The organism is Rheinheimera maricola (assembly GCF_016918075.2).
GTDB classification, from domain to species: Bacteria; Pseudomonadota; Gammaproteobacteria; order Enterobacterales; family Alteromonadaceae; genus Alishewanella; species Alishewanella maricola_A.
Genome location: NZ_JAERPS020000001.1, coordinates 33,226 through 47,761 on the forward strand (window position 1 = coordinate 33,226; position 14,536 = coordinate 47,761).

The following is a 14,536-nucleotide window of genomic DNA, read 5'->3' on the forward strand; positions in this document are numbered from 1 at the left end:
TAGTGGCTTCACTGCCGAACAGGCAGCTTAGAAAGCGACATGTCTCTTGAAATTGAAAAGTTACGTCTTCACTGCCGAACAGGCAGCTTAGAAATGCTTAAGCACGAATTAAGCCTTCAGAGAGTACTTCACTGCCGAACAGGCAGCTTAGAAATGGGACGAAACGAACGGTGGCAAGTCTCCAACCTTCACTGCCGAACAGGCAGCTTAGAAAACTGTCCGAGCAGGAGCACGCGGCTTACTTGTCTTCACTGCCGAACAGGCAGCTTAGAAATGACAGCAGGCATTACATTAAGCCCTGACTTTCTTCACTGCCGAACAGGCAGCTTAGAAATTGGAACACCAGCACACCGGCAGCACTCACACCTTCACTGCCGAACAGGCAGCTTAGAAAGCGCAGACAGGCGGGTAAGGCAGTGGCGTTTGCTTCACTGCCGAACAGGCAGCTTAGAAATTACTTAAAAATACATCCAAATTTACGCGAACCTTCACTGCCGAACAGGCAGCTTAGAAATTAGAAAAAATCCAATCTACAGCCTTTTGCACCTTCACTGCCGAACAGGCAGCTTAGAAATGATTCCATTTGACCGAAACTAACGTTTAAAACTTCACTGCCGAACAGGCAGCTTAGAAAACTGGCCGATTGCCGGTTGTGGGTCGCTGGTTCTTCACTGCCGAACAGGCAGCTTAGAAATGACGTTAAAAGAGAAAATGGGGGAGCTTGATCTTCACTGCCGAACAGGCAGCTTAGAAACAAAAAACAAGGAAGTAGCAGAGTTCAAAGGCCTTCACTGCCGAACAGGCAGCTTAGAAATCGCTGGATTGGCTAGCGGCGTTATATCAAGCCTTCACTGCCGAACAGGCAGCTTAGAAATGACGCGTACTCATAACCCACGACATGCAGCTCTTCACTGCCGAACAGGCAGCTTAGAAAGTGACGATAACGAAGAAAGCGACGTACCGAACCTTCACTGCCGAACAGGCAGCTTAGAAATTGCAGGAACTTAGTAGGGTTGCCGGATATATCTTCACTGCCGAACAGGCAGCTTAGAAATCAACCCAATCGTTTTCTAGTCTGCGCAATAGCTTCACTGCCGAACAGGCAGCTTAGAAAGTCGAGCTTGATACCCTTTACAGGGTTAATAACTTCACTGCCGAACAGGCAGCTTAGAAAGTGCTGAAGATCAGCCTCAAACGTGCGGGTCTCTTCACTGCCGAACAGGCAGCTTAGAAAAGCAAGAGACCATGCAGTTAGCGTTTGGCCTTCTTCACTGCCGAACAGGCAGCTTAGAAAATTATCCGTACTCTGCCGCATATACAAATCGACTTCACTGCCGAACAGGCAGCTTAGAAATATAAAATGTACAAAAACCATTATTTTTATCAGTTCACTGCCGCACAGGCAGCTTAGAAAATTCTGATGAAGCCCCAAATGAAACCGGGTATGTTCACTGCCGCACAGGCAGCTTAGAAACTCAACGCATTCCGGATCAGGTTCGCAGTTGCGTTCACTGCCGCACAGGCAGCTTAGAAAGGAAGCGGTTAAGCGTTAAGTCAAAAATTATTGTTCACTGCCGCACAGGCAGCTTAGAAAATAGGCTCGCCAGGAATGTGTGGGATTTCAGCGTTCACTGCCGCACAGGCAGCTTAGAAAACTGAGCAACTGCAAAACGCGCTAATCGGACTGTTCACTGCCGCACAGGCAGCTTAGAAAAACACTGGTAATCGTTCTGCTGCAACCAACACGTTCACTGCCGCACAGGCAGCTTAGAAATGAACTGCCAGCAGAAAAAATTGATAATAGACGTTCACTGCCGCACAGGCAGCTTAGAAAAGACATGAAAATCCTCCCGCCTTCTTTGAATGGTTCACTGCCGCACAGGCAGCTTAGAAAAGTATACGCTTTTGAGTCATCCGTAAACCCAAGTTCACTGCCGCACAGGCAGCTTAGAAAATTATCCATCTGCAGAATGCCATCAGCGTTACGTTCACTGCCGCACAGGCAGCTTAGAAAGTAGATAGCTTGCAGAGCAGATTGCTGTTGCTGTTCACTGCCGCACAGGCAGCTTAGAAATTGATACTGCTTAGGTACTAAATCTGAACAGCGTTCACTGCCGCACAGGCAGCTTAGAAATCACCCTGCGATGTTGACTTGCACAGCTCAGCGTTCACTGCCGCACAGGCAGCTTAGAAAAGCAACAGCAGGCTCAGTACATTCCACAGCAAGTTCACTGCCGCACAGGCAGCTTAGAAAACTTTGTGATCTGCTGCACTTCTTCGTCACTAGTTCACTGCCGCACAGGCAGCTTAGAAAATTAAGCGACATGACGCCGCGCCCTTGGTCGAGTTCACTGCCGAACAGGCAGCTTAGAAAACAGCGCTAAACGCTAGCGCTTTGCCGTATTACTTCACTGCCGAACAGGCAGCTTAGAAAATGCGCCGCTCCTCGCTCGTTCGTCGCAGGAAAAGAAGCATCAGCGAACAGTAGGGGGCGATGCCCGGTTAGATACCGACGATGGTGGGCATATTATCGGCCACCGCTTTATGAGTGACCAAGGCTTAAAAAACCTGTTCCCGCAGGATGCAAACTTAAACCGTGGCGCTTATAAATCCATGGAAAATGAATGGGAAGACTGGACTAAGGAAGGTTATGAAGTAAAACCAACCGTCCGTTTAGACCCACCAGGTTCAGCTAGACCAGATAATATTATTGCAAATTACAACGTTCACGATCCTAAAACAGGAAAAAGAGTTTTCAGGCGACGACATGAATTTAACAATGTCAAAGGCGAAACATTTAACCGTGTGAATCGCAAAGATATGCAGGGCTACAGAGACTAACTATGAAAATTGATCCGAAATACATTCAAGAGCTTGGTGCGCTGGTAATTCGCAGTGAGGATGTTGTCGAAGAGCCAGAATGGAATGCGCTCGCATTTGTATTTGATATTACTGAAGGTCATATGGCCAATTCAGGTTTTATCTACGTTGATGACGAGATTATCCCTGCTGCTGGAACTGAGGAAGACCCAATGGCTTTGAATCGGAAGATCCGTGAGTTCCAAAATGCCATATTTGAAGCTTGCGGCCATAAATTTGTGCAACTGCTTATTCAAATGAACTCGGCCGGTAAAATTCATATCGACTTTGAGTTTGATAACCCTAAACGTTGGAATATGGGCCCGGCTAACTACCGCGCAATGCGTGAGCAGTTACGCCCGGTGTTTAAATAATAGCAACCAGTATTACGCCAAACAACAGGCCGCGTTAGCGGCTTATGGTGCATTACTGGATATGCTACACATAGACTTTAGCCAGAAAGCACTGCAGTTAACCCCTGCCGCGTCGTTCAACCGAACAAAGACGACAGTGGCTTAGTTGCCAGCACCGGTAGCACAACACCCTTGTCGATAACGAAAAATGCCAATAAACCCGACGGTGATATTTACGCACTTTTAGCTTTGTTGAATTGCCTCACACCCATTAGCTCGGGGTTTTGCGCACAAATTTTGGCTTTTTGAGCTGGATGAAGTAGCTCTGCCCAGTTGCTTTTCCCGGCGTGCTTTTGCCTTTTGATATGTGCTTTAAGTACTCTACCAATCAACACAGCCGGGGTAAAAGATGATAGTGTGGTGCAATGTTTTGCCACTGTATTACTGAGTGTGATTATGCGACTAATATTGTTTTGCCTTTTGCTGTTAGCCAGTTTTACGTTGTTGGCTTTGCCACAATATAGCCAGTCTGAGTGCCAAAAACTTAATGCACAGCGCCTGGAAGTGCGTAAGCAGTTACGCCAGCCTTACAACGCAGACCATGGCCAGCAGTTACAAGCGCGACAAAAAGAGCTTGAGCGTTTGCTAAAGCAGCATTGCAAGCAACCGGTTAAAGATCCGTCTGTGCTTCAGGCTGTGGTTGAACCTTCGATGCCAGTTCAGCGTTAGCCGGCGTTACCGTAAAGCGGGTAAGGCCAATTAACTGGCCAGACTCGGTAACCACTTTAACCTGCCATTTTCCCAACGCATTTGCCGGGAAGTTTTGTTTGTGGCTCCAGGCTCTGTAGCCCTGTTCACGACCGCCGTTAATCGCTAATTTAATGCGATCGACTTCTATCCCGTTTTGCAACCAAATATGATAAATAGCTTCATGCAGGCCGCGTGGGGCTTTAACGGCGGTAAAGCTGAACAAGCCTTGTTTATGTAAACTGTGTTCATCTAACTGGGTAATATTCTGGCCTGGCTTGCGCTGCTCGGCATCCACTTGATGTGACAGCGTAATGCTGGTTAGGCGCAGGGCCGCCGGCGGAATATAGCTGCGTAGCAGCCAGACGCCAGCGCTGAGCACGCTAAGCAGCAATAATAATACTGGCGCGCGCCACCAACGGCCATTTGGTAGTAACGGCCCCAAAGCGGGCAAGCTAAGTAGTACTGCTGCCGCTAAGGCGACTTGCAGGCTTTGAGTGGTGCTAAGTTGGAGCAGCACCGGCAAAATAATTAAAAGTACAATAAACAAAGTAAAGGCATGGAATACGACAAACAAGGTGCGCTGTGGTGCCAGTTTTTTGTAGTACAACGGGTCGATAACAGAGACTAGCGCGCAGCCGATGATCAGTAGCGTAAAAACGGCCTGGCCATGCGTCCAGCTGGTAACGGCAAGAAAAAACGGCAAAGCGAAAAACAGGCTTTCCTGATGTACAAACTGCAAAGTAAAGCGTACCAGTGTGGGTGAGATGCTCACGCCAAAACGCTGTTGCAGGCGCTCTTGCAGCCAGTTATCCAGCCATAACCAAAGCCAACTGACTAACAACAAGATGGCAATAAGCTGCGCCAGCGCGGTCTTTCGCTCGACTAAAATATAGCTGGCGACGCCTGATACAAACGCCAGTGCTGCCAGCAAGCCGGGGTAGCGCCGCATTTGTTCTGCAACCTGTGGTATCAGGCTTGTTGGTGATATCACAACAACGGCTCCAAGAGGCCCATGGCGGGCTGTTACGGCTAATGCCGGTTAGCATAAGCCGTATCTGACAGGCATTGCCAGCAAAGATTCCGTTGGCGCCACTTATTTAGCCTGTAGCAGCCCTCTATTGGCCATTAAGCTTGCAATTTCGGGCAGGCTGGCGGGGTCATCAATAGTCGAAGGCACCGTGTATTGGCAGCCATCAGCAATTTGCCGCAGTAACTTGCGCAGGATTTTACCGCTGCGGGTTTTGGGCAGCCTGGGAACCACTATGGCTTTTTTAAAGCAGGCCAGCGCGCCTATCTCCTGCCGTACCATTGCCACCAACTCGGCCTCTAACAGGGTTTCATCTACTTCAATACCATTTTTAATTAACAGTAATGCCAGTGGCTGCTGGCCTTTGATGGGCTCATGAATACCAATAACGCAGCATTCGGCAACAGCGGGATGGCTGGCGACAATTTGCTCCATTTCACCGGTAGATAAGCGGTGGCCGGCCACGTTGATCACGTCATCTGTGCGGCCCATAACAAATAAATAGCCGTCTTCGTCAATATAACCGCCATCACCACTGGCGTAATAGCCCGGGAAGGTGCGCAGGTAGCCGTCGACAAAGCGCTGGTCATTGCCCCAAATCGTGGTTAAGCAGCCCGGCGGTAACGGCAACTTAAGCGCGATATAGCCATGTTCATTGGCATTAAGCAATTTGCCGCTGTCGTCGAGGATCTGTACATTAAAACCCGGCACTGGCATAGACGATGAGCCCGGTTTTGCCGGCATTAATGCCAGCCCTACCGGGTTAGCGGCGATGGGCCAACCGGTTTCGGTTTGCCACCAGTGGTCGATTACCGGCTTAGCCAGTTTATCTGTTACCCACTGATAGGTGGCGGGGTCAAGCCGCTCACCGGCGACAAAAATGCTGCGCAGTGCCGATAAATCATACTGCTGCAGCGTGGCTTCAGGGTCTTCCTTGCGAATGGCGCGAAACGCCGTAGGGGCGGCAAACAAAATGTTCACCTGGTACTGAGCACACACCCGCCAGAACGCACCGGCGTCGGGCGTAAATACCGGCTTGCCTTCATACAATACAGTGGTGCAACCGGCAATTAATGGGCCGTATACAATGTAAGAGTGGCCTACCACCCAGCCAACATCTGACGCTGCCCAAAACACATCGCCCGGTTTGGCGTTATACACCGCTTGCATGCTGTAATTAAGTGCCACGGCATGGCCGCCATTGTCACGCACTACGCCTTTAGGTTTACCGGTAGTGCCGGAGGTATACAGTACATACAGGGGATCGGTGGCTTTAACCGGCACACAGCTGGCGGGCTCGGCAGTGGCCATTTCGTGTTGCCAGTCCAGATCGCGGCCGCTATGCATCTGGGCTAACAGCTGTGGTCGCTGATAAATTACGCAGTATTGAGGCTTGTGTTGTGCCTTGGTAATGGCATCATCCAGCAGCGGCTTGTAAGCAATAAGTTTACTTATTTCAATACCACAAGAGGCGCTAACGACCACCTTAGGGCTGGCGTCGTCGATACGTAACGCTAATTCGTGGGCAGAAAAGCCACCAAATACCACCGAGTGCACGGCACCCAGACGGGCGGTGGCCAGCATGGCAATGGCCGCTTGCGGGATCATGGGCATGTAAATAACCACCCGATCGCCTTTGCTAACCCCCAGTGCCTTTAATACGCCGGCAAATTGTGCCACAGCTTCGCGCAGCTCACGGTAACTAAAACGCTGCTGGGTACCGGTAACCGGTGAGTCATAAATTAGCGCGGTTTGTTCGCCGCGGCCTTGCTCTATGTGGCTATCCAGCGCCAGGTAGGCGGTATTTAGTACGCCATCGGCAAACCATTGATAGTGGTCGGCATCTTGTTGCTGCAGTATCGTATGTGGTGCTTTATACCAATTTAGTTTTGCCGCCTGCTGCTGCCAGAAGGTGTCAGGTGCGGTAATGGCCTGGTCGAAGTGTTGCTGATAATGACTGTTTGACGTGTTTGCCATAGTTGCATCCTCGCGTCGATAACGGTTAACGACAATGCCAGTACTGTAGCTAAAAATCGTTCAAAGCGAACTTAGACTTAAGGCTAAGACGCTGAACTTGTAACGGGGCGCTGCTTATGGTTTGATGCCGGCATAACAGCAACTCACAATGGATGCAGATGGCAATTCAGATTTCAAACAGTGTGGTACTAAACGACAACGAGGTGGAGTGGCAGTTTATCCGCTCCAGCGGCGCCGGTGGCCAGCATGTAAACAAGGTGTCTACTGCAGCGCAGTTAATTTTTGATATTAACGCCAGTAGCTTGCCGCAGTTTTATAAAGATAAACTGCTGGCAAAATCTGACCATCGTATTACCCAAAGCGGAAAAATTATTATTAAATGCCAGCAAAGCCGCAGCCAGGAAATGAACCGCGAACAGGCGCTGGCGCAGTTTATTGAGCTGGTGCAATCGGCGGGCAGAGTCGCCAAAAAGCGCGTGGCCACCAAAGCCACTTACGGCAGCCAGCAGCGCCGGCTGGAGCATAAAAAGCAACGCGGTGCGACTAAGGCCCTGCGCCAGGGTAAGCCGCAGGTTTAGTTTAGCAGTGGACTCGAATCAAGCTTCAAAACTGTTGGTTTACGGGCTACAGCGCCCGGGCGCGGATGCTTTTGCCTTTAATCTTACCTTGTTGAATTAACTGCAGCGCCAACCTTACTGCACTGCGTTTTACTGCAACAAAGCTCCAGATGTCATGCAATTGAATTTTGCCCAAATCATCATTCGTCAGTTGCTTGCTGGCCGTTAGGGCACCAACAATATCTCCGGCACGAATTTTATGTTTTTTGCCACCATCTAACTGCAACGTTGCCATCAGGGGCGTTGCTGGAATTTGCGTAGCAAAATCAACCGCGGGCAGCTCGCTGGCTTCAATTTTTATGCCCAAGCCATCTTCCAATGGAATAAGCTTTGCTGCATCGCTGGCGGTAAACAAGCTAAGCGCGACACCGCTTTGGCCAGCACGGCCGGTGCGGCCGATACGGTGGGTGTGGGTGTCGGCGTCGTGCGCCAATTGGTAGTTAAATACCGCATCTACACTGCTGATATCCAAACCGCGGGCGGCAACGTCGGTAGCTACCAGAATACAGGCGCTGCCATTGGCGAACTGCACCAGCGTTTGGTCGCGGTCTTTTTGCTCCATATCTCCGTGTAGCGCCAACACACTAAAACCATAGTCTTTTAAGGCGTCGGCAACGTCTTGTGTTTCGCGCTTGGTATTGCAAAACACCATGCTGCTTTGGCCCTGATATTGCAACAATAAATTACGCAGTGCATTAAAGCGCACGCTATTGTCGCTTACCTGAAAAAACTTTTGTTCGATGCTACTGGTGTTGTGTTGCTCTGCCACTGTTACCCGCACTGGATTATTTAATAAACGCTCACTTAGTTTGGCAATGGCGGCAGGGTAAGTGGCGCTGAACAGCAGTGTCTGTCGTTTTGCTGGCGCTTTGGCGATAACAGCATCTAAATCTGCTTGAAAACCCATTTCCAACATGCGGTCGGCTTCATCCAGCACTAGCGTGGTTAGATCGTCCAACTTTAAGCGCTCGCTATTCAGATGGTCAATCACCCGGCCCGGCGTACCAACTATGATGTGCGCGCCATGTTCTAGCGAGCCAATTTGCGGGCCAAGAGGCACACCACCGCACAGGGTAAGAATTTTAATATTATGAATGCTGCGGGCCAGTCTACGCAGCTCTGCCGCGACTTGATCGGCTAGCTCACGCGTTGGGCATAACACCAGGGTTTGCACGCGGAAATACTTTACATCCAGTTTAGCTAACAAGCCCAAACCAAAAGCTGCTGTTTTGCCGGAGCCGGTTTTTGCCTGGGCAATAACATCCTGGCCATTAAGAATAGCGGGCAGCGCTTGCGCCTGAATGGTGGTCATTTCGGTATAACCTAAATCTTGCAAATTGCTTATTAAAGCGTCTGGCAAATTCAGGCTGGAAAACGAGGTATTGCTCATGCTGCTGCTCCGCAAATATAAAAACTGCGGGCCATCGCCTGCAAAAGGGGCGGCATTGTAGCAGAATGGCGTGGCTTTGCATTAGTCTGATGGTGAAAATTTCAGCAAGGCAGTATTTACTGCCTTGCTGTGTCGGGGCTACTGCTTTGGCATTAAATCCAGCAGGGCTATTACTGTTGCCTCAACGCCCTTGGTTACTGCTGGTTGCGGGCTGATTTTAAACAGCGGGCTATGGTGGCTGGGCACTGCCGGACCTCCGGCTTTCTCGGCAGCAAAATCTTCAGCCGGCGTACCGCCTACGGCAAAGTAAGTGCTGGGGATATAGGGCTCAGTGGTAAAAAACGGAAAGTCTTCGGCGCCCATGCCTAAGCGTTTGTAGTTTTCATCAAACACCGGTTGGCCCATCTTGGCTGCCCAAGCTTTTTTCAGCCGTTGCGTCAGTGGAATATCGTTCACGGTAGGTGGAGTGGGTTCGTCAGATATAACCACTTCCGGCAGTTTATCTTCAGGTAAGCCCGCCGCGCGGCCTAAATTTTCCGCCACTCGCTTAATGGCCGCCATCAGGTACTCGCGGGTTTCCCAGCTGTCGTTGCGCACGGTTAGCTGCAAATGGGCTTTGTCGGAAATAATATTATGCTTGGTGCCGCTATGAAAGGCACCAACGGTGATAAGCGCCGGCTCTTTCGGCGCGATTTCACGGCTAACTATAGTTTGTAGCGCCAGCACAATTTGTGCGCCCAGTACTATAGGGTCTTTGCCGCGGTGTGGGCTGGCGCCATGTGCGCCAACGCCGTGTACTGTAATATCAATGCTGTCAACGCCGGAGTAGGGTGAGCCTTCAACGGCGACAATTTTACCGGCTTCTATTTCGGATGAAACATGAAACGCCAGTGCGTAATCGGGCTGGCCAAAGCGGCCCCAGATATTGTCTTGCATCATGCCTTTGGCGCCGCCAACGCGTTCTTCAGCGGGTTGGCCTACCAGCATCAGTGTGCCGGACCATTGATCTTTCATCGCCGCCATGCGCCGGGCTGTGCCTACCAGGCTGGTAATGTGTACGTCATGGCCACAAGCATGCATCACATGAACATCATTGCCGTCCCAGTCTGTTTGCTTGGCCTTAGAGGCATAGGATAAACCCGATTTTTCTTCTACTGGCAGGCCATCCATGTCGGCACGCATCATGACTAAGGGCCCCGGGCCATTTTTTAGCATCGCTACAATGCCCGTTTTGCCAACGCCTTCGGTTACGTCAAAACCGGCGGCACGCAACTCTTTGGCAAGCCGTTTCGCCGTTTGGTGTTCCATATGCGACAGTTCAGGGTGTTGGTGAAAGTGTTTGAACAGGGTGCCAAGGTGTTGTTGGTAGTCTTGCTGAATTTGATTGGACAAGCTGCTGGCAGCGAGTGTACAAAAGCTGGTTAAACCAATTAATCCAGCAATTAGAGTGGTTTTCATCAGGGGCGCCTTAACATTAATGATATTAATCTAAGCTAACGCGGCACCTGATAAAATGCCAGCTTTTGCGACCGGCATACGTTGATGTGCTGTGATAATGCGATAAAGGCGTTAGGCTTGATCAGCGCTTTTGTTAGCCAATATTTTATCTTCGGGGCTATCAGACTTGGGCAGGCTGATAACCTGCTCAGCAGAGGCGGGCAGTGTTTTACCAATAAAACTTCCGCCGCGTTCAATGCTCAAATCATCACAGTGAATGGTGCCATGTGCTTTGCCCTGCGGCAAAATTTCCACACTATTGGCAAAGCATTCGCCTTCAAACATACCGTTAATAATTACCTTATCGGCGGTTAGTTCGCCCTTTATCCGCCCGCCGACACTAATAACCAGTGTTTTTTCGCTGACGATTTTACCTTCAATATAGCCGTCTATCTGCAGATCGCAGCTTAGTCGGAGATTGCCGTTAATTGTGCATCCTTGTGCAATGACAGTTGTAACTGAGTGCTTGCCTTGGTTTCCAGCATGCTGACTAAAGAGTCCCATTTAATGCTCCTTTCCTTCTCAAATACCAGATCGAAATTTGCCGCGTCCCAATCCATAAAGCTTTGCGGATTAAGCGCCCGATCGAGGAAATGTACTTCGTAATGTAAGTGTGGTGCGGTTGATAAGCCGGTATTACCCGAGGTGGCAATTAGCTCGCCTTTGTGAACAAAGTGGCCAGACTTTACCTTAAACTCATCCAAATGGGCATACAGAGTAGAAAACCCAAAGGCATGGCGTATTTTTAGTAAATTGCCGAAACCTTGTTTGCTGGAACGCATAACTTCTACCACACCATCGGCAGGGGCATACACAGCCGTACCGCGACCGGCAGATAAATCGACACCTTTATGGTGCTGCTGTTTACCGACTATAGGATGCTGGCGTAAACCAAAACGTGATGAACGACGGCTAAATTCCAGCGGTGAGCCATTGGGCACCAGTTGCAACATGGTTTGACGGGCAACAGAGTTAACCGACGCTGTGTCGAGACGGTTTTCTAAGTCTTGAGGATATTGCTGCTCTAAGCCAAGTGCCAGTTCAATTTCACCAACGCGGTTAATCACTTGCAACATTTCATCTTGTTTAAGCGTTAACTCTTGTGCCAGCGCAGACTTACTGCTTTGTAAGGTGGCGATTTCATCGCGCAAGGTACTGGCCTGGCTGGCCAGGTAAGAGCGTTGTGCCTGGCTTTGCTCGACACTGCGCAACAAATAATCAATCACCGCGGCGGTAATAATTAAACCAAACAGTAAAGCCCACATGGCGATAACAGCATTACGTTTAAATAATTTGCTGACATTAAAATGGCGGGTACCATTGATCGTCGAGACAGAAATGATAATACGATCTTTCATTCAGGCCAGTAGCTCTCAATGGGATTTCAGACAGTCGGTAAAAATATGTGGCTTTGGCGTCAGTGTCAAGAATTTACTGCGACTGCTAATAGCATGTTACCAGCGGGCAAAATGATCTTCTGCCAAACCAGGCACCTGGTTTAGTGCAAGTTTTTCACCAGTTTCAAGCTGTAGTTCACCGGAAAAAGTCCCGCAATACTGCCGAAAATTACTCGCGACAATGCCCATATTTAGCCGTTGTTGGCGACAGCCTGTAGGTTGAAATTGCAAATTTAGCTGTTTATCGGTGCTAACAAATTGCCAGGGCTGGGCTGGCTGTTGCCGATTAAGGCGAATATTTACCGGTGGAAGTAACTGTTTGCTGCCATTAAGCCAGAAACAGTTTTCAGTGTTACCGGTTTCATTGACACCATTGGCCAAATTTAAACCAAACCTGCCTTGTGGCAAGTGCGCACTAATACTACCCCAGCGCCAGCTGGTTTCCCGGCGCATATAACCGGCTGAAAAATCATAGCCACCAAGCGCGGTGGTTAAGTCTAGTGCCGTGTCGCGATAATGTAATTTGCCGCTAACAGGCAGCGCATTATGTTTTTGCGTATAGGTCCAGCCGTTGTAGCCTGTTGCTGTACACAATGCCAGTGGCGAGCTATCGACATCGCCATGCAGGGTTAATTCTCCGCTTAATAGTGCGCCTTTTAGGCTAAGGTGCCAATTGTACTGCTGCAATGTCATAGCGATGCTTTGAGCACCGTTAATGCGGGCAGTGCCGACGGTGGGAGAGGGGCTCATCTGAACCCCAAGGCTAAAGGGCCTTATCAGCTCAATTTCGTCAAGGCTGTTGCTGTGACGATCGTAAAAATAGCAAAACGCACTACCGGCATAGCGGATATCGGCGATGGCGATGCCGATTTGCCAATCCGGGTGGCTGATGCTGATAAACTGAAATTGCTTAAAATGCAGATACTTGGCCAACGCGCTGGCCGGCTTATCCATAACATTGCGATAAACAAACTGCGGTATGGCTAATTCTGTTACCGGCGTGGCGAAATGGCCAAAGCGGGGCTCGCCATTGGCATTTATCAGGATATTAGCGGCTAGCGGCTGCGCCATGCAGCGCGCTGCGGCGCTGCTCTGGCTGCTTTGATTAATGATCGGCGTGGCCATCTATACCATGCACATGGCCATGATCCAGCTCTTCGTGGGTGGCGTCGCGTACCAATAGCACTTCAACATCGAAGCTCAAATCAATACCAGACAAAGGATGGTTACCATCTACTACCACTTCTTCTTCAGTTACTTCCAGTACAATTACCGATTGCTCACGACCATCTGGCCCCGCCGCACGAAAACGCATGCCAACTGCAACGTCCATGCCTTCAAACATCGACTTAGGTACTGCCTGTGTCAGGGCGTCATGGCGCTCGCCGTAAGCATCAGCTGCCGAGATATCGGCTTTAAATTTGTCGCCAGCCGCTTTTCCAGCCAATGCCTGCTCTAAACCAGGAATTAACGAACCGTGGCCAAATAAGAAGACTAAAGGTTCGCCACCGATGGAGGTGTCTAATTCATTACCTTTAGGATCGGTAACGGTATAGTGCATGGCGACAACTTTGTCCTGAGAAATGGTCATGAAAACCTCTTTAATTTAACGAGTAAGGTAACGGCATCAGGCGCAGTGCCGGTGCACTGTCGCTGCTAAGCCGTAGTGAGTCTGCCGGTGTTATGTCGTTTGGTAATACCGCAATTAACCACAGTTGGTTATGAATATTGGCGGCATTAACAACCTGGCCGCTCCGGCGCCAGTTTTCACCCAGTTGTATTTCTATATCGCTACCGGCTGCGGGGGTTTCATCGGTATCAGCCGTTAAAATAAATGCCGCCCTTTTATTGCCACCCCGGTATTTTAGTCTGGCTACGGTTTCCTGGCCAATATAACAGCCTTTAGTAAAACTAATTGCATCGAGCGCCTGTAAGTTAAGCATTTGTGGCACAAACTCGCCAATTAAACCCTGTTCAAGATAGCTAAAACCATGTTTGATATGCTGCACTAACCAGGCTGTTGGTGCTGCAAATGGCAGCGCTTGTTGCATCAGTTGCCTGGCATCTTCCAGTGGCATCATCAATAAGAAATGATCCTGCGCTAACGCCAACAGCATGGCGCCGTTGTGCCGGCTAAGCCTGCCAGGTTCTGGTACGTTAAAACCTAAATGGATTATCAGTTGCGCTACGTCGTTAGCATCAGTATTGGGGCTGGCAGTGCCGCCTAACCCAAATACGGCAAAATGTGGTTGGCCGGCTTCAAAGCTAACTTTGGAAAATACACCAAATTTTTTCCATTGCGCCAAAGACGCGCTCAGTTCGTCACGAAAGGCCAGCGCAATTAGCTGGTCTGCCGTTTTAGCCAAATAAAACTGCGACCACATTTTTCCCTTGGCGTCGCAATGTGCACCGTGTAAAAAATCGTCATCGGTCAGTTGGTCCAGATCGCAGGTGGTTTGACCTTGCAAGTATTTATGATTGTCAACGCCGCCTATCAGTACACTGTCAAAGGCGGGTAGCGGCGCGATAAATGCGCCTTGAACCTGAGTGGATAATGAAGCGTATTGTTCTGCAGTTAGCCATGATGTATGCATAATTAGGTCTTGGGTATCACAAAAGCTGGAACGAATGTAGTTATCATTGGGTGAAAGCCGCAAAAGCTCAACCCC

12 protein-coding genes, 1 pseudogene and 1 CRISPR repeat array (1 of these 14 cut by a window edge) are annotated in these 14,536 nt (G+C 49.7%); of the genes and pseudogenes, 4 read left to right on the top strand and 9 right to left on the bottom strand.

Features of this window, described 5'->3' with window-relative positions; genetic code table 11:
* Positions 1-2,434: direct repeats of the CRISPR family, unit length 28 nt; unit sequence CTTCACTGCCGAACAGGCAGCTTAGAAA; it begins 4,915 nt to the left of the window's first position.
* Between the two features lie 20 nt (positions 2,435-2,454).
* From I4W93_RS00155 to I4W93_RS00165, 3 genes and pseudogenes are all read left to right on the top strand, one after another.
* Positions 2,455-2,841, top strand: a pseudogene (locus I4W93_RS00155) (DNA/RNA non-specific endonuclease); the annotation flags it as partial.
* A 2-nt stretch (positions 2,842-2,843) separates the two neighbouring features.
* Positions 2,844-3,233 carry a hypothetical protein gene (locus I4W93_RS00160; protein WP_205312545.1) on the top strand — a complete coding sequence of 130 codons (390 nt, stop codon included), beginning with the start codon at positions 2,844-2,846 and terminating at the stop codon, positions 3,231-3,233.
* Positions 3,234-3,668: 435 nt separating this feature from the next.
* Positions 3,669-3,941 carry a hypothetical protein gene (locus I4W93_RS00165; RefSeq protein WP_205312544.1) on the top strand — a complete coding sequence of 91 codons (273 nt, stop codon included), beginning with the start codon at positions 3,669-3,671 and terminating at the stop codon, positions 3,939-3,941.
* Here I4W93_RS00165 and I4W93_RS00170 read toward each other — a convergent pair.
* Together I4W93_RS00170 and I4W93_RS00175 are read right to left on the bottom strand one after the other, a co-directional pair.
* Positions 3,883-4,953, bottom strand: a complete 1,071-nt coding sequence (locus I4W93_RS00170) for a DUF5924 family protein (RefSeq protein WP_224673180.1) — start codon at positions 4,951-4,953, stop codon at positions 3,883-3,885. The genes I4W93_RS00165 and I4W93_RS00170 overlap by 59 nt on opposite strands.
* A gap of 102 nt (positions 4,954-5,055) precedes the next feature.
* Positions 5,056-6,966 (bottom strand): propionyl-CoA synthetase, encoded by a 1,911-nt coding sequence (locus tag I4W93_RS00175; RefSeq protein WP_205312543.1) that lies wholly within the window; start codon positions 6,964-6,966, stop codon positions 5,056-5,058.
* Positions 6,967-7,124: 158 nt separating this feature from the next.
* Between I4W93_RS00175 and arfB the strand changes: the two genes are divergently transcribed.
* A complete protein-coding gene (gene arfB, locus I4W93_RS00180; RefSeq protein ID WP_205312542.1) occupies positions 7,125-7,544 on the top strand; it encodes an alternative ribosome rescue aminoacyl-tRNA hydrolase ArfB in 420 nt (139 codons plus the stop codon).
* A 46-nt stretch (positions 7,545-7,590) separates the two neighbouring features.
* Here arfB and dbpA read toward each other — a convergent pair whose 3' ends face one another.
* The 7 genes from dbpA to ygfZ form a co-directional block, all read right to left on the bottom strand.
* Positions 7,591-8,973 carry an ATP-dependent RNA helicase DbpA gene (dbpA, locus tag I4W93_RS00185; protein WP_205312541.1) on the bottom strand — a complete coding sequence of 461 codons (1,383 nt, stop codon included), beginning with the start codon at positions 8,971-8,973 and terminating at the stop codon, positions 7,591-7,593.
* Between the two features lie 138 nt (positions 8,974-9,111).
* Positions 9,112-10,431, bottom strand: coding sequence for an amidohydrolase (locus I4W93_RS00190; protein ID WP_205312540.1), 1,320 nt, complete (start codon positions 10,429-10,431; stop codon positions 9,112-9,114).
* Between the two features lie 111 nt (positions 10,432-10,542).
* Positions 10,543-10,974, bottom strand: a complete 432-nt coding sequence (locus tag I4W93_RS00195) for a bactofilin family protein (protein WP_205312539.1) — start codon at positions 10,972-10,974, stop codon at positions 10,543-10,545.
* Complete coding sequence (locus I4W93_RS00200) at positions 10,878-11,828, bottom strand: M23 family metallopeptidase (protein ID WP_205312538.1); 951 nt, start codon at positions 11,826-11,828, stop codon at positions 10,878-10,880. The genes I4W93_RS00195 and I4W93_RS00200 overlap by 97 nt, the downstream gene beginning before the upstream one ends.
* 96 nt (positions 11,829-11,924) lie before the next feature.
* Positions 11,925-12,992: a DUF2804 domain-containing protein gene (locus I4W93_RS00205; RefSeq protein WP_205312537.1), complete on the bottom strand. Its 1,068-nt coding sequence runs from the start codon at positions 12,990-12,992 to the stop codon at positions 11,925-11,927.
* Entirely contained in the window at positions 12,973-13,458 is a 486-nt protein-coding gene (locus I4W93_RS00210) for an FKBP-type peptidyl-prolyl cis-trans isomerase (RefSeq protein ID WP_205312536.1), read from the bottom strand. The genes I4W93_RS00205 and I4W93_RS00210 overlap by 20 nt, the downstream gene beginning before the upstream one ends.
* A gap of 10 nt (positions 13,459-13,468) precedes the next feature.
* Positions 13,469-14,461: a tRNA-modifying protein YgfZ gene (ygfZ, locus tag I4W93_RS00215; RefSeq protein ID WP_205312535.1), complete on the bottom strand. Its 993-nt coding sequence runs from the start codon at positions 14,459-14,461 to the stop codon at positions 13,469-13,471.
* Positions 14,462-14,536 lie beyond the last annotated feature (75 nt).